This is a genomic window from Xanthomonas sp. 4461 (assembly GCF_024806475.1).
GTDB classification, from domain to species: domain Bacteria; phylum Pseudomonadota; class Gammaproteobacteria; order Xanthomonadales; family Xanthomonadaceae; genus Xanthomonas; species Xanthomonas arboricola_F.
In genome coordinates, this window is record NZ_JANTYV010000001.1 from 632750 (window position 1) to 651198 (window position 18449).

The following is an 18449-nucleotide window of genomic DNA, read 5'->3' on the forward strand; positions in this document are numbered from 1 at the left end:
ACCCCACCCGATGAGCAAGCTTGGAATCGCCATCGTCGGCACGGGCATGATCGGCGCCGTGCATCGTCGCGCGGCGCTGCTGGCCGGTGCGCAGGTCCGCGGCATCGCCGCCTCATCCCCGCAACGCGCACGCGAGGTTGCGCAGTCCTGGAATGTGCCGCACGCCTATCGCGACATCGAAGAGGTGGTCGCCGATCCGCAGGTGCAGGTGGTGCACGTCTGCACACCCAATCATCTGCACCGCGCCATGGCGCAGGTGGCGCTGCAAGCCGGCAAGCACGTGATCTGCGAGAAACCCCTGGCCACCACATTGCAGGACGCCCAGGCAGTGGCGGCACTGGCCGCCGCGACCGGGCTGGTTGCCACAGTGCCCTTCGTCTACCGCTATCACCCGGTGGTACGCGAAGCGCGCGCACGCATCGCGCAGGGCGACCTGGGGCCGCTGCGCTTGATACACGGCAGCTATCTGCAGGATTGGCTGCTGGATCCCGCCAGCAACAACTGGCGCGTGGACCCGGCGCTGGGCGGCGCATCGCGCGTGTTCGCCGACATCGGCTCGCACTGGTGCGACCTGGTGGAATGGGTTGGCGGTGAGCGTTTTGTCGAGGTCAGCGCTGCCTTCGCGACCGTGATCGCCGAGCGCGGCGCCCTCACCGGGCAGAGCTTCAGCACGCCGACGGCGGGCGGCGCGATGCAGGCGGTAGCGAGCGAGGACGTGGCCGCAGCGATGTTCAGAACCGGCGCGGGCACGCTGGCGTCATTGACGGTCAGCCAGGTCTCGGCGGGGCGCCGCAATCGCCTCTGGTTCGAGATCGACGGCGCCAGGGCCAGCGTGGCGTTCGACCAAGAGGATGCCGAACGGCTGTGGATCGGCCTGCCCGACCAGCGCGAGGAAATCTTCGTGCGCGGGCCGGGTGCCGGCAGTGCCGAACAACGCCGGCTATCCACATTGCCGGCCGGGCACGCGCAAGGCTACGGCGATTGCTTCGAGGCGTTCGTCGCCGACACCTATCGCGCCATCGAAGGCGAGCGGCCGGACGGCCTGCCGACCTTCGAAGACGGGGTGCGCTCGGCGCTGATCGTCGATCGCGTCATCACATCGGCCAGGTCGCGTGCCTGGACATCCATCGATTGAATCCCGGGAGGACTTCCTGATGCATATGCCTACACGCAGGACCGCGACCCTCGCCCTGCTGCTGCTCGTCGCCCTGCCCGCCTTCGCACGTGACGCCGCCGGCCCGAAACACCCCATCGCGGTGCAGATGTACTCGCTGCGCAACGCCGGCTCGCTCGACCAACAGCTGAAGATCGTCCACGACGCGGGCGTGGGCGCGGTGGAAACGGTCGGCACGCAGAACGTCAGCGCTGCGGAACTCAAGCAGCTGCTGGACAGGTATTCGATCAAGGCGATCTCCTCGCACGTGCAACTGGCCGATCTGCGCAAGGACCTGGACGGCGCGGTCGCCTTCAACCGGTCGATCGGCAACACGACACTGGTAGTGCCCTACCTGGACGAGAAGGATCGGCCGACCGATGCCGCAGGCTGGACCGCATTGGGCCAGGAACTGGGCCAGATCGCCAAGCGGGTGCGGGCCAAGGGTATGCAGCTGGCCTACCACAACCACGACTTCGAACTGGTCGACTTCGATGGCAAGACCGGCCTGGAGCTGCTGTTCGCAGCGGCCGGACCCGATCTCAAGACAGAGTTGGACCTGGCATGGGTTGCGCGCGCCGGCTACGACCCGGCGGTGATGCTGGGCAAGTTCAAGGGCCGCATGTTCGCGGTACACGCCAAGGACAATGCCCCGAAAGGCCAGGCCGAGGACGAGGGCGGATTCGCCGCCGTCGGCCGGGGCGTGCTGGACTGGAACGCGATCCTGCCTGCCGCAGCGGGTGCCGGCGTGCGCTGGTACATCATCGAGCACGACCGTCCGCGCGATCCGGCCACGGTCATCCAGATCGGTGCCGATTACCTGCGTGAACACCTGCCCGCCGGCACCCATCGCTAGCGCGCAAAGGAGCCCCGCTTGAAACCGATCCTGACAATGGCCGTGGCCTTGCTCGGAACGACGCTTGCGGCCACGGCATGGTCCAAGGACGATCCGACGGCCGGCGCGCAGCTCTACGCAACGCACTGCACGGCCTGCCACGGCGCGACTCGCGCGGGCGTCCCGCCCACGTTTCCTGCGCTAACCGACGTGGGCAAGCGGCTGCAACCCGCGCAGATCAAGGAGAAGATCGTCAAGGGCGGCGGGTTGATGCCGCCCTTCCCTCAGCTGTCGCAAGAGGATGTCGACAACATCGCAAGCTTTCTGACGCAATAGGGCGTGCCACCGATGCCCGAGAGGTCGCGTTGGGTTTGTCGGATTGCCAGTCAGGCCAAGCCGCGCGGCGCCGGCTGGCGGCCCGACGAGCCCAATCCGCCGGTCAGCGCTTGCGCGCCTGGCGCTACGCCATCACCCCAGCCGCATCCGCCACACATGCGCGCGCTTCTTGCCTGCGTGCACGCGCAAGAGCGGCGCGATCTGCTCGGGGCTTGATGGCACGCCCTGAGATGCCGGCGGCAGCGTTGCGCCGGCGCTACAGCGCGCGCACCCAGATGTTGCGATAGCTGACCTTGGAATCGTGCTCCTGCAGCAAGATCGGCGCGCACCCATGCGGCGCGTACGACGGCGCGCCGATGTACTCGGTCTTGCCCGACAGGACGGTGTCGTCCTGCACCAGCACGCCGTTGTGCAGGACGGTGATGCGGGCAGGTGAAGTGAGCCCGCCCCCCTGGGAGAAGCGCGGCGCCTTCCAGATGATGTCGTAGGTCTGCCACTGGCCCGGCGCACGCGACGCATTCACCAGCGGAATGGCCTGCTTGTAGATCGCGCCGGCCTGGCCGTTGGCATAGGTCGGATTGTCGTAGCTGTCGAGCACCTGGAGCTCATACAGTTCCTGCAGGAAGATGCCGCTGTTTCCCCGCTGCTGGCCTTCGAACCCCCGGGTCGCGGCAGGCGTGCGCCACTCGACATGCAGCTGGATGTCGCAGAAGCGCTGCCTGGTCCGGATGCCCTTGCTGCCCGGGACCACGGTCAGCGCGCCGTCGGCGACGCTCCATGGCACTCGTCCGCCCTGCTCCGACTCCCAGGCCGAGAGATCCTTGCCATCGAACAGCAAGATCGCGTCGGAGGGCGCGCCGCCCGGCGGCGTGGCCACGATCGCGGGGACGGGCGCCCACACCTCGGTCTTGGTCGGATCGCGCGCGGGGTCGCCGCTGGCCTGCGCGAACGCAGGCGCTGCGGCCAGCAGGCCGGCCACCATCAGCAGGGGTCTGGTCATCGTGTTCCCGGGAAAGTGGCGCATGGGCGAATCCTCGCGGTCCGTCAGTTGGTCGCCCAGGCGGGCGTACCGGGGGCGTAGGCCAGGTCGCCGTCGTAGCGGCCCGGCACGGCGACGTAGCGCAGCACTTCGGTCGCGGCGACCTTTGAGCTGAAGAAGCTGAAGATGGCCAGCTGCTTGATCATCGTGAAGTAATGCGGCATCGCTTCGGCCAGTTCGGCGGTGCCGGTATCGGTCGTTCTGACGGCGTGCTTCCTGGCTTCTGCATCCAGCGCGCGCAGCAGCTCGGTGCGTGCCTGCGGCGCCAGCGACACGAAGCGGCCGCCGGCGCGTTTGTCGATGTCGGCCAGGCCGGCGCGGAACGCCGCCTGCTGCTTGGCGGTGTAGCAGTCGGTGACGAATTGCGCCATGAACGGGCCGGCGCCGGCGTCCTTTGCCCCCGGCGTTGCGGTCCGCGGCAGGATGGTGTCGGCGATCTCGTCCAGCGTGCCGACATCGGCGGCGGAGAACAGCGTCCTTGCCCCCGCGGTCGGCACCTGTGCATGGACGAGCGCAGGCAGGCCGACCATGGCCGCGCCCGTGGCGGCAACGATCATCTTCAGCAGTTCGCGGCGTTCCATCACAGGTTCCCCGCTTTCAGTTCGCGCACCGCATGGTCCGCCGCGCGTGCCGTCAGCGCCATGTAGGTCAGCGAGGGATTGACGCAGGCGCTGGAGGTCATGCAGGCGCCGTCGGTCACGTAGACGTTCGGCGCGTCCCAGACCTGGTTGTGCTGGTTCAGCACGGAATTCTTGCGGTCGCGGCCCATGCGCGCGGTCCCCATTTCGTGGATGCCCTTGCCGGGCGCGTAGTCGTCGTCGTGCATCTGCACGTCCTTGACGCCGGCGGCCTCCAGCATCTCGGCGGCATCGGCGGCCATGTCCTTGCGCATGGCCTTTTCGTTCGCGCGCAGGGACACATCCATCGCCAGCACCGGCAGCCCCCATTTGTCCTTGCGCTGCGGGTCCAGGCGAATCGTATTGTCGTGGTGAGGCAGCATTTCGCCGAATCCGGTCATGCCGATGCGCCAGTCGCCCGGTTGCGTCAGCGCGTCCTTCAGGTCGGCGCCGATATTCAGCTCGGCGATCTCGCGCGACCACCCGGTGCGGCTGGCGCCGCCCTGGTAGCCGAACCCGCGCAGGTAGCCGCGTCTGTCCGCGGCGACGTTACGGAACCGCGGAATGTAGAAGCCGCAGGGACGACGGCCGAAGTAGTACTTGTCCTCAAAGCCTTCGACCCGGCCGGAGGCGCCCGCGCCGAAATGATGGTCCATCACGTTGTGCCCAAGCTCGCCGGACGAAGACCCCAGCCCGCCGTCCCAGACATCGGTGGCCGAGTTCATCAGCAGCCAGCTCGAGTTGAACGAAGACGCGTTGAGGAAAATGACCTTGGCCGTGTACTGATAGGTCTGCCCGCTCTCCGCATCGACGATCTCCACGCCGCGCGCACGCTTGCGGTCCTTGTCGTAGAGCACTTCCTTGACGATCGAGAACGGCCGCAAGGTCAGGTTGCCGGTCTTCATCGCCGCCGGCAGCGTCGCCGACTGGGTCGAGAAGTAGGCGCCGAAAGGACAGCCCAGGATGCACTTGTTGCGATACTGGCAGTTGACGCGGCCCTGCTCGACCATGGGCTGGGTGATGTTGGCGGTACGCGAGTGGATCAGGTGTCTGGTCCCGCCAAAGGCCTTCTTGATCCGCGCGGCCACGTCCTTTTCGACGATGTTCAACGGGATCGGCGGCAGGAACTGGCCATCGGGCAACACGTCCAGGCCCTCGCGCGTGCCGGCGATGCCGGCGAACTTCTCCACGTAGTCGTACCAGGGCGCGATGTCGGCGTAGCGGATCGGCCAATCGGTGGCGATACCGTCCTTGAGGTTGGCCTGGAAATCCAGGTCCGACAGGCGATAGCTCTGCCGTCCCCACATCAGCGAGCGGCCGCCCACGTGATAGCCGCGGTACCAGTCGAATCGCTTGAGCTCGGTGTAGGGCGATTCCTTTTCGTTGGCCCACATGCCCTGCAGGTTCTCGACCAGGCCGTAGTCGCGCTTCAACACCGGATAGTCGGCCTTCATCGCCTGGGTCGGCCGGTTGTAGTGCGGGAAATCCCACACCTCCTTCATCGCGTTGACGTAGTCCTTGACGTGCTCGATGTTGCGTCCGCGTTCCAGCATCAGGACCTTGAGGCCTTTCTCGGTCAGTTCCTTCGCCGCCCAACCGCCACTGATTCCCGAGCCAACGACGATGGCGTCGTAGTGATTGTCTGCCATGGGTTCTACTTCACCTTGGTGGATAGCGTTTCAGACGTCGCAGAGGCGGATCGCCTCGCGCAGCGAGCCGACGGGATCGGGCGCGGAAGGAATGAATTCCTGCGCCAGATAGCCATCGAAACCGGTATCGCGGATTGCGCGACAGATGGCGGGATAGTGCAGTTCCTGAGCGTCTCCGATCTCGTGCCGGCCAGGCACGCCTGCGGTGTGGTAATGCTTGAAGAACGCGTGATGCTTGCCGATGGTGGCGATGATGTCGCCCTCCATGATCTGCATGTGGTAGATGTCGTACAGCAGACCGAAATGGTCCGAGCCGATCCGTCGGCACAGCTCCACGCCCCATGCCGAGTGGTCGCACAGGTAGTCGGGATGATCGACCTTGGAGTTCAGCAGTTCCATCACCAACACGACGCCGCGCTTCTCGGCGTGTCCGAGGATGCGCTTGAGTCCGGCTTCGGCGTGGGCCATGCCCTCCTGGGGGTCCATACCGTTGCGATTGCCGGAAAAGCAGATGAGGTTGCGATAGCCGGCATCGGCCACCAGGTCGATGTACCGCGTGTAGCGCTCGACCAGCTGGTCGTGGAACTGCCTGCCGGCGAAACCCTTGTCCAGCCCCATCTCCGCGCCGTTGCACATCGAGCTGTAGACGCCGTTGGCCTTTAGCGCCGGCCAATCCGCAGGACCGACCAGATCGATGGCGGCGAACCCAATGCCTTTCACCGTCTGGCAAAGCTGGGCAATCGACAGCTGCGGAAACGTCCAGCGGGCCACGGAATGCTTCAGGTTGCCCTTGCGCGGCGCGGCAGCGGCAGCGGCAGACGCAGGCAACATGCCCACGACGCCGAGGCCAACGCTCCCGGCGACGGCAACGCGCAGCGCATCTCGCCGCGTGAACCCCGCGGCCGGCGCCGGCCCGCTCGATTGGATAGACATCCGTTTTCCGGCCTCCCAACCGGTATCAAATGCTAGGCATTCGCCGCAATTCAATCGATTGCACCATAAAGTAGGCAATCGCGGTTTTGCAAGACGCAGTGCACGAAATCCCTGCTGCAGGGCAAAACCCCTATCGCGCCAGACGCTGCATCACGGTGATGGAACCTCGGGCGTCGCAGGAGGTGGACGGCCAGACGATCTCAGCCCTTTTCGGCGATGTCGACCGCGGCCTTTTGTCAGCAACTCCGCACGCAAGCAGGTAACTCGTTCACGCCTGCCATCGCGCTAGCGCCCGTTTCTCTGTCGATCATCCGCGTATTCCAGAGGACCCAGTCAGTCGTTCCTGACTCGCATCACGGCAAGCCTGGCATGGAGCGACAGTCTGTCCTGCTACGCATGCGCAGAAGCAAAGTGATGCAGCAGCCTGCGCGGCCCCGGGTTCGCGCACTGCAATCGTCTTGAGCGATTCGGCACCCATCCGCATGACCCCATCTTGCAGTGACGGTAGCCGACTGAATCAGGTAAACGTACCCGTAAGCGTCTTTGGGCGCCGGCTGTGGCGGTCGAACTTGCCAACGCACGGCCCCACTCCGGCCAACCGGCCGTTGCCGTAAGTCTTGCGGCCCACCCAAGCGGTCGGATGCCTGAGCGCGCAGGTGTTCGCTCTCGTCGCTTGGCAACACGGATCAGCAACCGATCATCGCCGATGCGTGTTCCAGCAACCACAGTCGCATCAGCCATTGGTACCGGACAGATCGGCACCGCAGTGCGTCACCGAAAATTGCGCCGGCCGAAAACATCGCTGTGCCGACTTGGATCGCGAGCAGGATGCATCGTCACTTCCTGGGGCGCCAAGAGCGCGCCGACATGTCTATCCCACCGGTCCGGTTTCTTCACGCTGGACACAATAAGGGCGCAAGCACCCAGCAACTCGGATAAAAAAAGGCCCTTGGCAAATGCGCCAAGAGCCCTTGTTTACATCTTTAAAAATGTATTCGCTTAAAACGGAATATCGTCATCGGCAAAATCGTCCATCGGCGGCGCCGACTGCTGCTGGGCCGGCTGCTGACGACGCGGGGCATAGTCCTGGCCACCGCCGCCGCCACCGTAACCGCCCTGGCCACCACCACCGCCACCGCCCTGCTGACGCGGGGCCTGCGCGCGCTGCGGGCGATCGCCGCCCATGCCACCGCCGCCGCCTTCACCACGGCCGCCGAGCATCTGCATCTCGTTGGCGACGATGTCGGTGCTGTACTTTTCCACGCCGTCCTGACCGGTGTACTTGTCGTAGCGCAGTTCGCCTTCGACATACACCTGCGAGCCCTTGCGCAGGTACTCACCGGCGATTTCGCCCAGCTTTCCGAAGAACACCACGCGATGCCACTCGGTGCGCTCCTGGTTATTGCCTTCGCGATCCTTGCGCATGCTGGTGGTGGCCAGGCTGACGCGGGTGATCGCCATGCCGGCCTGGGTGTACTTGGTGTCGGGATCGTTGCCGAGGTTGCCGACGAGGATGACTTTGTTGATGCCGCGGGCCATAGCTGCTTCCGAAATGATGCGCTGGCGCCGGAGGCGCGCAGCGATGAATGTTTGTGCGGCAATGTTACCGCACCTGCCCACCGACGGTCGTGGCAGGTTGCCGCGCCCGGCTGCCGGGCAAGCGCCCGGCCCAGGGTCGGAAATCCAGCCCGCACGGGCCTTTGCAGCCGCACGACAGCGAATATGAAGGCCGCGGTTGCGCCCGGCGGGACGGATCCTGCCGGTACACCTATAATCGGCGCTCATCACGAACGCCTGCGCATGACCATCGCCGAAGACCTCCCCACCGTGCTGGGCCTGCCCCAGATCCAGTCCCTCGCCGCGCCCGACATGGCCGCGGTCGATGCACTGATCCGCCGCCGTCTGGCCTCGGACGTCGTGCTGATCAACCAGATCGCCGATCACATCATCTCCGCCGGCGGCAAACGCCTGCGTCCGATGCTGGTGATGCTGGCCGGCCACGCGGCGGGCGGCTCCGGCCCGGAGCATCACCAGTTGGCGGCGATCATCGAATTCATCCACACCTCGACCCTGCTGCACGACGACGTGGTGGACGAGTCGGACCTGCGCCGCGGGCGCAGTACCGCCAATGCGCTATGGGGCAATGCACCCAGCGTGCTGGTCGGCGACTTCCTGTATTCGCGCAGCTTCCAGCTGATGGTCGAGCTGGACCGCATGGAAGTCATGCAGATCCTGGCCGACACCACCAACCGCATCGCCGAAGGCGAAGTGCTGCAGCTGCTGCACGTGCATAACCCCGACACCGACGAAGCCGCCTACCTGCGGGTGATCGAGCGCAAGACCGCCGTGCTGTTCGCCGCCGGCACCCGCCTGGGTGCATTGGCCTCGGGCGCGGATGCCGATGTGCAGCAACGGCTTTACGACTACGGCATGCAGCTGGGCTTTGCGTTTCAGATCGCCGACGACGTGCTCGATTACGCCGCAGATGCCACCGACCTGGGCAAGAACCTGGGTGACGACCTGGCCGAAGGCAAGGCCACGCTTCCGCTGATCCATGCGATGGCGCATTCGGACGCGGCCACGCAGCAGCGCCTGCGGCAGATCGTCGAACAAGGCGATGCAGCCGCGATGCCGGAAGTATTGGCCGCCATCCACGCCACCGGCGGGCTGGACTACAGCCGCCAGCGCGCCGCCGAATACGCTGCCGCCGCCGAACAGGCGCTGGACACCCTGCCCGCCAGCCCAGCGGTTGCCGCGCTACGCGGCCTGGCGCGCTACGCGGTCGAACGCACGCACTGATCCGGAGCGCCGGGCACTCCGGACGGGATTTGGGATTGGAGATTGGGGATTCGCAAAAGCGGCCTTGTTCGCGCTCTTACGAATCCCGAGACTTGATCGCCGAACGATTGTTAGGCACAGATCGCTGAGCACAACCAGGGATTGATTGATTGAAGGACGGAACCGCGCTGTTGCGAATCCCGAATCCCCAATCCCTGCTACTGACCGAACCGCTCATCGAAAAAGTCGCCCAGCATGCGGTACGCACGCTTGGCCGCGCGCGGGTTGTACAGGCAACCGGGCGGGCTGTTGGCATCGGCTTCGGCAAAGCAGTGCACCGCGCCGCTGAAATTGACGAACTGCCAGTCGGCGCCTGCGGCATTCATCTCGGTTTCGAAGGCGGCGATGTCCGTCTTGCTCACGCTCTTGTCGTCGGCGCCGTTGAGCACCAGCAGCGGCGTTTTGGCCGAGCCGGCAGCGGCCGGGCTAGGCGTGGCGATACCGCCATGCAGGCTGACCACGCCGGCCAGCTGCGCACCGGCGCGCACCAGCTCCAGCACCGTGGTGCCGCCGAAGCAGAATCCCACCGCGCCGATGCGCGATGCATCCAGCGGCGCCTTGCCGGCCTGCGCCTTGAGCACATCCACCGCTTTCAGCGCGCGGGCGCGCAGCGTCGGCGGGTCCTTCTTCAGGGCGCCGGCAAACTGCCCGGCCTCGCTGTCGTTGGCCGGACGCTTGCCCTTGCCGTACACATCGGCCACCAGCACCACATAGTCGTCGCCGGCCAGCTGCTTGGCCTTGCTCACTGCCGAGTCGTTGACGCCGCGCCAGTTCGGCACCATCACCAGGCCGGGGCGCTTGGCGTCGCCGGCATCGTCATAGACCAGCACGCCGCTGTAGGTGTCCTTGCCGACCTTCCATTCCAGTGGCTTGGCCTGCATTGCGGCCATCGCTGGAAATGCCAACGAGGCCAACACGCCGACCAGACCCATACCGCTCCACGACCGTTGCTTGTGCATGCGCTTGCTCCCGGGATTTGCGCGAGTGTAGGCCCAGCCGGCGTGCAGGATTGGTCGCGGCGCACGGAAGCGGCATAGCAGTGGCTGCGGCGGCCGGAGCGGCGTTGGTGTGCCGCACGCCCGCCTTGCTGACAGGATTGGCGCGCGATGCCTTGAAGCGGCTGACAGAAATTAGCGAGCAGTCTTCAGCTGGGTGTGGATGGTGCGCGCAGCACCGGCGTGTACGCATGGCTCCTGCCGCACCGAGCACCGGCCGTGCCCGCCTGGGCGGTGAGCACAGTCGTCTGATAGCTGCTGTTGACAGCCAGAGGCCTTACTGCACGCCCAGCCCCGGGATGGCACTGATCGCCGCCGGATCGAATCCGGCCAGTTGGGCGAAATGCCGCCCGCGTGCGACGTAATCGCTGTACGCACCGAAGCTGGGCGCGCCCGGCGACAGCAGCACCACACCGCCCTGCACGCCCAGCGCATCGCGTGCCAGCTGCATGGCATGCTCCAGGTCGGTGGCGGCATGCAGGCCGAAGCGACCGGTCTCGGCCAACGGCGCAAGCAGCGCATGGATGCGTGGCCCGTTGGCGCCCATCGTGACGATTTCCAGCGGTGCCTGCTGCGCCATGTGCTCGGCAAAATCCTGCCAATCCAGCCCGCGGTCGTGTCCACCGACCAGCAAGGCCACACGGCGTTGCGCAAAGCAGGCCAGCGCAGCCAGCGAGGCATGCGGTGTGGTGCTGATCGAATCGTTGACGTAGCTGATGCCGTCCACGCTGCCGAGCAACTGCAGGCGATTGGGCAATGGACGGAAGCTCAATGCGGCCGGTGCCAGTGCTGCGGCATCCAGGCCCAGCGCCTCTACTGCAGCCAGTACCGCGCACAGATTGCGGCGGTTATGTTCGCCAGGCAGCGGCACGTTGGCGGTATCGAAGATGGCCTGCTCGCCGCGATACACCAGATCGCCACGCAGGTGCCAGCCGTCGGGATGGTTGAACCAGCTCACCTCGCTGTCGGGTAGCTGCAGCCCGCGCAACAGCGGATCGGCAGCATTGAGCAGTGCGATCCGCGGCCGGCCTTCGGTCACCAGCGACAGCTTGTCGCGCACGTAGCGCGCCTCGTCGCCGTGCCAGTCCAGGTGTTCGGGAAACAGGTTCAACACCAGCGCCAGTTGCGGGCGCGCGCCACTGCGCCCGACCTCCCCGGTCTGGTAGCTGGACAACTCGATCGCCCAGTACTCAGGCGGCGGTTGCGGTGCCAGCACTTCCAGCAAGGGTTGGCCGATGTTGCCGACCAGGGCGGTGCGATGTCCGGCGCAGCGCAGCAGGTGCGCCAGCAACGCGGTGGTGGTGCTCTTGCCCTTGGTCCCGGTCACGCAGATCGCGCCGGACACGCTTCCGTCGGCCTGCGCGTGTTCGGCAAACCAGAGCGCCGTACCGCCGATGAACTGGGTGCCGTGTGCGGCAGCGGCCGTCAGCGCTTCGGCGCGATACGGACTGATACCCGGCGACTTCACCACGACCTCGAACCGGCCCAGCGCCTGCGCACTGGCTTCGGTTTCCACCTGTAACGCAGCATCGGCCAATGCATCCAGCTCGCGCGCTTCTTCGACGTTGCAAAAGACGGTCAGCGGTTGCGCGGGCAATGCGCTGCGCAGCGCGCGATAGGCAGCGCGCCCCTCGCGCCCCCACCCCCACAATGCAACCGCCCTGCCCTCAAGCTGCGAAATTCGCACGCACACGCTCCCACAGCGCCGCCGGGATACGGTGCTCGCCGTCGATGGCCATCAACGGCTCGACCTGCAGGTCCTGCGCATCCAGCTGCGGCTGGATCTCGCGGATGAAACGCTTCACCAGCGCGTCTTCCTTCCACTCGGCACGCGTTGCCAGCACCGCCATCGCCGCACGCGATTCGCGGCCTTCGCCCACGCATTCGAACGGCTTGTGGTCCTGGAACTCCAGCAGCGCATCGTAGCCGCCGGCCTGGCTGGCATCGTCGAGCAGATTCCGCCCGAAGATCTTGACCAGGCGCGTCTTGGGCATGAACGGTGCCAGCGCCAGGAACACGAAATGACACTTGGGGCAGACGCCGCACCAGCGATGCACCGGGCGCTCGCCCATGATGTGGAAGTTACGGTTGCAGCTGGAAAAATGCGCGTCGTAGTGGTCGGTCCTGGCGAACTGGCGTGCCACCGCCAGCTCCGACAGCGGCCGCAGCAGCGAGTAATAACGCAGATCGTCAGCCACGTGGCGCTGCACATACGCACCAAACGCCTGCTCGAATGCCCAACCCTTGGACCACTGGTGATTGACCTCGCCGGTGCCGGGAATCTGGCTGCCGTAGCTGGCCGAGCGCTCGTTGGAGAACACCACCTGGTCCACACCGGTCAGCAACGCCGACAGCACCAGAATCGCCGAATTCACCGCAGTGACCGGGATATGCCCGTTCCACGCACCCTGGCGATTGAGCTCGAACAACTCCGGCGCCAGCACGCGGCCGATGTTGAGTACCGGCAGGCCGGTACGCTCGGCACAGGCGCGGATAAGTTGCGAGCCGCCGATCCAGCTGACGGTCTGCTCGATGCCGGCATGTCGCAGCGCTTCGATACTGACCAGCGAATCCTTGCCGCCACCGATGGCCACCAGCGCATGCTCGCGCAAGCCCAACACAGGCGCCTGCGCAGCTGGCTGCGCAGCCACCGGGAAGTTGATCTTGCCGTGCAGGTTCAAGCCATTGCGGTAGGCGAATTCGCCAAGGCCATGCAGATAAACACTTTCCACCAGCGCGGCGGTTTCGGCATCGATACTGTAGCTGTCGATGGCGATGGTCGGTGGCACGGCGGCCTTGTAGTAACTCACGCCCGCGATGAGGTGCAGCAACTGCAAGGCCTGTTGCACGGCGGCGGCACGCGCGCCGTCCAGCACGAATGGCGCGCCGGGCACGGCAACGGTTTCCACCAGTTCCGGTCCCTGGTCGAAGGCATACACCAGCGTCGCCACGCCGGTCTGCGCGTCGAGCGCGCAGCGCACGAAACGGAAGGTGGACATCTGGTGTTTGTCGAAAGCGCTCATGGACTACCTGCAAGACCCCGTTGCCGACGCAGGTAGCGTCGGCACAGGGCATATTCAATCATGGAAAACGGCACCGCAGCCCACAGCAGCGGCAGGCAGCCGATGACGAACAACAGCAACATCACTTGCGAGCCAATCACCTGCGCATCGCCGGTGGCCGCCAATGCAACCAGCAGATACAGCAGCAATGCCGGCAGATAGCTGAGCGCACTCAACACCACCGTGCGTACTGCCATGCCACCAGCGTGCCAGGCGGACGCGGGCGCTCGCGTATCGCGCCGACGCTGCCAACGCGCGGCGCTCCATGCGCCAGCGCCCGCCGCAAGCAGCGCCGGCAGCGCCCATTTCAGGCTATCGGCCCACGGCATCCGCTGACCGGCCATGTCGATGACAGTGGAAAACACCATCGACACGCCGCCGGCCAGGGTGCTGAGCAGCACGAACTCAGCCAGCGGGCGCATCGATCACCTCTTCGCGCGGCAGCTCGCGTTGGTTGTAGGTACTGGCCATCGAATAGCCGTACGCGCCCGCGTCGGCCACCAGCACCACATCGCCCGGCGCGGTGGCAGCCGGCAGGCGGCGGCGCTTGCCGAACACGTCAGACGACTCGCAGATCGGCCCGACGATATCGAAGCTGCCATCGGCCGGCGCGTCGAGCTGGCTGAGGTTTTCGATGTCGTGCCAGGCGTCGTACAGCGCCGGGCGGATCAAGGTGTTCATGCCCGCATCCAGTCCGACGCGTTGCACGCCATCCTTTTCGATCACCTGGGTGACGCTGGCCAGCAACACGCCGGCCTCGGCCACCAGGTAGCGGCCCGGCTCGATCGCCAGCCGATAGCCCGGATGCACGGCCTTGACCTCGGCCAGGCCCTTGGCCCACACATCAAGATCGAACGGTTCGTCCTCGGCGCTGTACGGAATCGGCAGACCGCCGCCGATATCGATGGTTTCCACCGTGCCGATACGGCGGGCGAAGCCGGCCAGTTCGTCGTACATCATGCGCCAGTGCTCGCCGGTCTCCACGCCACTGCCCAGGTGCGCATGCACGCCGGTGATGGTGACCTCCAACGTGCGCGCCACTTCAACGAACTCATCCACACGCGTGGACGAGAGACCGAACTTGGAGGCCTTGCCACCGGTATTGACCTTCTCGTGATGCCCATCGCCATGCCCCAGGTCGATGCGCAACCACACGTTGCGGCCGCGGAACACCTCCGGCCAACGCCGCAACGCTTCGACGTTGTCCACGGTGACGGTCACGCCCAGCGCGAACCCGGCTTCGTATTCGGCCTTCGGCGCGAAGCTCGGCGTAAACAGCACCCGGCGCGGCGACAGCTCCGGCAAGGTGTCGAACACGCGGCGCAACTCGCCGTGGGAGACGCATTCCAGCCCGAACCCGGCCTGTTCCAGCGCCATCAGGATCGCCGGATGCGCATTGGCCTTGATCGCGTAATAACGCTGATCCACCGCCGCGATCTGCGCCAGTGCGTGCGCCCGCGCACGCACGGTGGGCAGGTGATATGCATAGCGCGGCGTGCCGGCCTTGGACAGCGTCAGCAGATGCGCGCGCTCGGCATGCCACCACGGCGTGGGCCGCGGACGCACCGAGCCGATGATCTGCCGCCAGCGCGGGCCGAACACCTCGCCCTCGCTCACCGGCATCGCGCCGCTGTCGATCAATTCCGCATGCAGGATCGGCAGCAAACCGTCGGCATCGGCTTCGTCGATGACGAAGGTCAGGTTCAGGTCGTTGGACGACTGCGAAATCATGTGCACGCGTTCCTGCCCGAACGTGGCCCATACGTCCGACAGTTTGTGCAGCAGCGAGCGCATGCCGCGCCCGACCAGGGTGATCGCCGCGCAAGGCACGATGATCTTGACCTTGCAGATCTGCGACAGGTCGGCCGACAGCGCAGCCAGTACATCGGTGTTGACCAGGTTCTCCGACGGATCCAGCGACACGGTGACATTGGTCTCGGCCGAACCGATCAGGTCCACCGACAGGCCGTGCTTCTTGAACAAGGTAAACACATCGGCCAGAAAGCCCACCTGCTGCCACATGCCGATGCCTTCCATCGACACCAGCACGATGCCGTTGCGGCGGCTGATCGCCTTGACGCCAAGTACCGGCTCGGCATTGCCGTCGATGCTGGTGCCCGGCAGATCGGGGCGCTCGGTATCCAGGATCGCCATCGGCACGCCGGAATCGCGGCACGGCTTGATCGAGCGCGGGTGCAGCACCTTGGCGCCGGTGGTGGCGATTTCCTGCGCCTCGTAATAGTCCAGGCGGGTCAGCAGGCGCGCGTCCGGCACTTCCTTCGGGTTGGCGCTGAACATGCCGGGCACATCGGTCCAGATTTCCACCCGGCTGGCGCCGAGCAACGCACCGAAATACGCCGCCGAGGTATCCGAACCGCCACGCCCCAGGATCGCGGTGCCGCCATCGGCGTGCCGCGAAATGAAACCCTGGGTGATCAACAGCCGCGTGGGCTGCGCATCGAAGCGCGCGCGCCAGTCGGCATCGGACTGCCATTGGCAGGACACCGACAGGCGCTTGGACCATTCGCTCTGATTGGGCTGCGGCGGCAACGCCGACAACCACTGCCGCGCATCCAGCCAGCCCATGTCCAGGCCACTGGCATGCAGATACGCCGCACCGATGGTGGAGGACAGCAATTCGCCCTGCCCCAGCACCTCGGCCTGCCAATCGAGCGTACGCGTGGCAGCGCGCGCATCGGCAACCAAGGCGTGCAGTGCTGCCAGCCGCTCGCCGAGAACCGTATCGGCGTCGAGCTCGAGCTCGGCCAGAAAGTCGCGATGGCGTTGTTCCAGCGCTGCCACGCGCTGTGCGCTATCGGCAGCGCCATCGGCGATGGCGGTCAGTTCGTTGGTCACGCCCGAGAGCGCGGACACCACCACCAGCACGCGGCCGCCGGTTTCGTTCGCCCGTTTGCTCGCCAGTTTTCCAATCGTGTCCCAGCGATGACGACGCGACACCGAGGTGCCGCCGAACTTGAGGACGATCCAACGATCGGTAGTGTGGGGAGCTGACATGGAGTAGGCGTTTATGATGGGGGAAAGAAGCCGGGATGCCGGGCGGAACCTCCGATTCTACTGCCAATGGCGCGCATCTGACCCCGCGTGTGGTCGCACTCCGCAGCGCCGCTTTGCATCGCGGCAACGGTTTGCGCTGCAACCATCCGCACTTTTCACACCACCGAGATCGCATCGAGCATGAGCAAGCACCGTTACCTGCAACTGGATGTCTTCGCCAGCCGCACCGGCTCCGGCAATCCGCTGGGCGTGGTGTTCGACGCTGGCGCGTTGTCGGCCGAGCAGATGCAGCAGATCGCCGCATGGCTGAACCTGTCGGAGACGATTTTCTTTGTGCCCGTCAGCGCGCCGGATGCCGACTATCACATCCGCATCTTCACTCCACGCGCAGAGCTGCCGTTTGCCGGCCACCCCAGCGTCGGCGCGGCGTGGGTCGCGGCAACCCATGGATTGACCGGCTACAAGGCCGACGGCCGGCTGCACCAGCAATGCGCGGCCGGCGTATTGCCGGTGGACGTGTTCGACCGCCACGGCGCGTTGCAGGTGCGGCTGCGCGCGCCACGCGCACGCGTCATCGCAACCGGCGACACCCACACGGCCGCATTGCAGGCGGCCTGCGCCGGATTGCGGGTGACAGCGCAGCCGGCAGCGCTCTGGAACAACGGCCCGAACTGGTGGCTGCTGGAGCTGGCCGATGCCGCGGCGGTGCGTCAGGCCGCGCCGGATCTTGCCGCCATCACCCGCCTGACCCAGGCCAGCGCCGCCACCGGGCTGGCCATTTACGCAACCGCGCAGGACGGCGACGCAGATCTGGTGGTGCGCGCGTTCTGCCCCGGCGACGGCGTTCCCGAAGACCCGGTGACCGGCAGCGCCAATGCCTGCATCGCCGCGCGCCTGCATGGCGAAAACCGCCTGCCGGGCGAAGCGGCGCGTTATGTCGCCAGCCAGGGCCGCGAGGTCGGCCGCGATGGTCGCATCCACGTGGAAGTGGACGATGCAGGCGAAATCTGGATTGGCGGAACGACGCTGCAGGTGATCGACGGCCGCATCGATTGGTAAGCTGCCGCGCCCTGTTCGCGGATCCGCCACCATGACCACCCGCCGTTTCCTGCAACTGGATGTGTTCTCCGCCCGCCCCGGCAGCGGCAATCCGCTGGCGGTGGTGCTGGATGCGCAGGGTCTGGACGATGCGGCCATGCAGGCGATCGCCCGCTGGACCAAGTTGCCGGAAACCACCTTCGTCTTTCCTGCGGCCGATGCGCACAGCAGCTACCGGCTACGGATGTTTTCGCCGCAAAAAGAGGTCCCGTTCGCCGGACACCCCAGCGTGGGCACGGCGCATGCGGTGCTCGACGCCGGGCAGGCCGCGCCGGACGATGGCCTGCTGGTGCAGGACGGCATTGCCGGGCAGTTGCCGCTGCGCGTGGAGCAGATCGATGGCCACCGCAGCATTGCCATCCGCACGCCGCGCGCACTTGTTGCCGAACAGGTGGACGTCGACGACCCGCGGCTGCGCGATGCGCTGCGCGGCTGGCCGCTAGGCACCCTGCCGCCTGCGTTGATGGATGGGGGGCGCACCTGGTGGGTGGTGGAACTGGCCAGTGAAGCGGCATTGCGCAGCCTGCAACCGGACTGGGATGCGATCGCGACACTGGCCGAAGCCACCGGCAGCATGGGTGTATTCGCCTACGCGCGTGCCGCTCAGGCAGGCAGCTACGATCTGGCGGTGCGCGCCTTTGTCGGCAACGGCCGGCGTTTCGAAGATGCGGCCTCCGGTGCGGCCAATGCCGTGCTCGCGGCCTGGCTGGACAGCCGCCACGCGCTGCCCGGCAGAGACCGGCGTTACGTGGTCAGCCAGGGCCGCGAGATCGGCTTCGATGCGCTGCTGGAACTGCGTATCGACAGCAACGGCGACGTGTGGTCGGGCGGCCAGGTACAGACGGTGATTCGCGGGACCTTGGACTGGGGCTGAGCGCC

General features: G+C 66.3%; 16 protein-coding genes and 1 other RNA gene. 6 read left to right on the forward strand and 11 right to left on the reverse strand.

Translation table 11 applies throughout. The features are described 5' to 3' along the window. Positions 1-10: 10 nt before the first annotated feature. The 3 genes from FHY19_RS02565 to FHY19_RS02575 are packed head-to-tail and all read left to right on the forward strand — an operon-like array spanning position 11 to position 2324. Positions 11-1135 (forward strand): Gfo/Idh/MocA family oxidoreductase, encoded by a 1125-nt coding sequence (locus FHY19_RS02565; RefSeq protein WP_259161284.1) that lies wholly within the window; start codon positions 11-13, stop codon positions 1133-1135. 19 nt (positions 1136-1154) lie between these two features. Continuing rightward, on the forward strand, positions 1155-2009 hold the full coding sequence (locus FHY19_RS02570) for a sugar phosphate isomerase/epimerase (RefSeq protein WP_259161285.1): 855 nt from the start codon (positions 1155-1157) through the stop codon (positions 2007-2009). Between the two features lie 18 nt (positions 2010-2027). Next, positions 2028-2324 carry a cytochrome c gene (locus tag FHY19_RS02575; RefSeq protein WP_259161286.1) on the forward strand — a complete coding sequence of 99 codons (297 nt, stop codon included), beginning with the start codon at positions 2028-2030 and terminating at the stop codon, positions 2322-2324. 256 nt (positions 2325-2580) lie between these two features. On the opposite strand, the gene FHY19_RS02580 is transcribed toward FHY19_RS02575, so the two are convergent. From FHY19_RS02580 to FHY19_RS02600, 5 genes are all read right to left on the reverse strand, one after another. Next, complete coding sequence (locus tag FHY19_RS02580; protein ID WP_259161294.1) at positions 2581-3324, reverse strand: DUF1080 domain-containing protein; 744 nt, start codon at positions 3322-3324, stop codon at positions 2581-2583. A gap of 44 nt (positions 3325-3368) precedes the next feature. After that, positions 3369-3944: a gluconate 2-dehydrogenase subunit 3 family protein gene (locus FHY19_RS02585; RefSeq protein ID WP_259161297.1), complete on the reverse strand. Its 576-nt coding sequence runs from the start codon at positions 3942-3944 to the stop codon at positions 3369-3371. Then, positions 3944-5629 carry a GMC family oxidoreductase gene (locus tag FHY19_RS02590; RefSeq protein ID WP_259161299.1) on the reverse strand — a complete coding sequence of 562 codons (1686 nt, stop codon included), beginning with the start codon at positions 5627-5629 and terminating at the stop codon, positions 3944-3946. Before FHY19_RS02590 ends, FHY19_RS02585 begins: the two co-directional genes overlap by 1 nt. Positions 5630-5659: 30 nt before the next feature. Further along, the gene (locus FHY19_RS02595; RefSeq protein ID WP_259163873.1) at positions 5660-6562 is read right to left on the reverse strand and encodes a TIM barrel protein; all 903 of its coding nucleotides are present in this window, start codon (positions 6560-6562) and stop codon (positions 5660-5662) included. Positions 6563-7561: 999 nt separating this feature from the next. Then, positions 7562-8101 (reverse strand): single-stranded DNA-binding protein, encoded by a 540-nt coding sequence (locus FHY19_RS02600; RefSeq protein WP_259151715.1) that lies wholly within the window; start codon positions 8099-8101, stop codon positions 7562-7564. Positions 8102-8362: 261 nt separating this feature from the next. Here FHY19_RS02600 and FHY19_RS02605 point away from each other — a divergent pair, with 261 nt between their 5' ends. After that, positions 8363-9361, forward strand: coding sequence for a polyprenyl synthetase family protein (locus tag FHY19_RS02605; RefSeq protein WP_046962709.1), 999 nt, complete (start codon positions 8363-8365; stop codon positions 9359-9361). Between the two features lie 197 nt (positions 9362-9558). Here FHY19_RS02605 and FHY19_RS02610 read toward each other — a convergent pair whose 3' ends face one another. The 6 genes from FHY19_RS02610 to FHY19_RS02635 form a co-directional block, all read right to left on the reverse strand. Then, the gene (locus FHY19_RS02610; RefSeq protein WP_259161305.1) at positions 9559-10359 is read right to left on the reverse strand and encodes a dienelactone hydrolase family protein; all 801 of its coding nucleotides are present in this window, start codon (positions 10357-10359) and stop codon (positions 9559-9561) included. A 159-nt stretch (positions 10360-10518) separates the two neighbouring features. Further along, positions 10519-10595, reverse strand: a non-coding RNA gene (locus tag FHY19_RS02615) — sX9 sRNA. Between the two features lie 77 nt (positions 10596-10672). Then, entirely contained in the window at positions 10673-12082 is a 1410-nt protein-coding gene (gene murD, locus FHY19_RS02620) for a UDP-N-acetylmuramoyl-L-alanine--D-glutamate ligase (protein ID WP_259161308.1), read from the reverse strand. Next, entirely contained in the window at positions 12063-13418 is a 1356-nt protein-coding gene (gene murL, locus FHY19_RS02625) for a UDP-N-acetyl-alpha-D-muramoyl-L-alanyl-L-glutamate epimerase (protein ID WP_259161309.1), read from the reverse strand. The genes murD and murL overlap by 20 nt, the downstream gene beginning before the upstream one ends. Then, the gene (locus tag FHY19_RS02630) at positions 13415-13879 is read right to left on the reverse strand and encodes a hypothetical protein (RefSeq protein ID WP_259151720.1); all 465 of its coding nucleotides are present in this window, start codon (positions 13877-13879) and stop codon (positions 13415-13417) included. The genes murL and FHY19_RS02630 overlap by 4 nt, the downstream gene beginning before the upstream one ends. Then, a complete protein-coding gene (locus tag FHY19_RS02635) occupies positions 13863-16472 on the reverse strand; it encodes a bifunctional aspartate kinase/diaminopimelate decarboxylase (protein WP_259161310.1) in 2610 nt (869 codons plus the stop codon). The genes FHY19_RS02630 and FHY19_RS02635 overlap by 17 nt, the downstream gene beginning before the upstream one ends. 180 nt (positions 16473-16652) lie before the next feature. Between FHY19_RS02635 and FHY19_RS02640 the strand changes: the two genes are divergently transcribed. Further along, on the forward strand, positions 16653-17531 hold the full coding sequence (locus FHY19_RS02640; RefSeq protein ID WP_259161311.1) for a PhzF family phenazine biosynthesis protein: 879 nt from the start codon (positions 16653-16655) through the stop codon (positions 17529-17531). 31 nt (positions 17532-17562) lie between these two features. Continuing rightward, on the forward strand, positions 17563-18444 hold the full coding sequence (locus FHY19_RS02645) for a PhzF family phenazine biosynthesis protein (RefSeq protein WP_259161312.1): 882 nt from the start codon (positions 17563-17565) through the stop codon (positions 18442-18444). The last annotated feature ends 5 nt before the right edge of the window (positions 18445-18449 follow it).

Excerpts from the sequence above, each read along its gene's own strand:
- FHY19_RS02590 (WP_259161299.1), bottom strand. The coding sequence starts at position 5,629 with ATGGCAGACAATCACTACGACGCCATCGTCGTTGGCTCGGGAATCAGT.
- FHY19_RS02570 (WP_259161285.1), top strand. The coding sequence starts at position 1,155 with ATGCATATGCCTACACGCAGGACCGCGACCCTCGCCCTGCTGCTGCTC.
- FHY19_RS02600 (WP_259151715.1), bottom strand. The coding sequence starts at position 8,101 with ATGGCCCGCGGCATCAACAAAGTCATCCTCGTCGGCAACCTCGGCAAC.
- FHY19_RS02605 (WP_046962709.1), top strand. The coding sequence starts at position 8,363 with ATGACCATCGCCGAAGACCTCCCCACCGTGCTGGGCCTGCCCCAGATC.
- FHY19_RS02640 (WP_259161311.1), top strand. The coding sequence starts at position 16,653 with ATGAGCAAGCACCGTTACCTGCAACTGGATGTCTTCGCCAGCCGCACC.
- FHY19_RS02630 (WP_259151720.1), bottom strand. The coding sequence starts at position 13,879 with ATGCGCCCGCTGGCTGAGTTCGTGCTGCTCAGCACCCTGGCCGGCGGC.
- FHY19_RS02635 (WP_259161310.1), bottom strand. The coding sequence starts at position 16,472 with ATGTCAGCTCCCCACACTACCGATCGTTGGATCGTCCTCAAGTTCGGC.
- FHY19_RS02610 (WP_259161305.1), bottom strand. The coding sequence starts at position 10,359 with ATGCACAAGCAACGGTCGTGGAGCGGTATGGGTCTGGTCGGCGTGTTG.
- FHY19_RS02645 (WP_259161312.1), top strand. The coding sequence starts at position 17,563 with ATGACCACCCGCCGTTTCCTGCAACTGGATGTGTTCTCCGCCCGCCCC.
- FHY19_RS02595 (WP_259163873.1), bottom strand. The coding sequence starts at position 6,562 with ATGTCTATCCAATCGAGCGGGCCGGCGCCGGCCGCGGGGTTCACGCGG.
- FHY19_RS02585 (WP_259161297.1), bottom strand. The coding sequence starts at position 3,944 with ATGGAACGCCGCGAACTGCTGAAGATGATCGTTGCCGCCACGGGCGCG.
- murL (WP_259161309.1), bottom strand. The coding sequence starts at position 13,418 with ATGAGCGCTTTCGACAAACACCAGATGTCCACCTTCCGTTTCGTGCGC.
- FHY19_RS02580 (WP_259161294.1), bottom strand. The coding sequence starts at position 3,324 with ATGACCAGACCCCTGCTGATGGTGGCCGGCCTGCTGGCCGCAGCGCCT.
- FHY19_RS02565 (WP_259161284.1), top strand. The coding sequence starts at position 11 with ATGAGCAAGCTTGGAATCGCCATCGTCGGCACGGGCATGATCGGCGCC.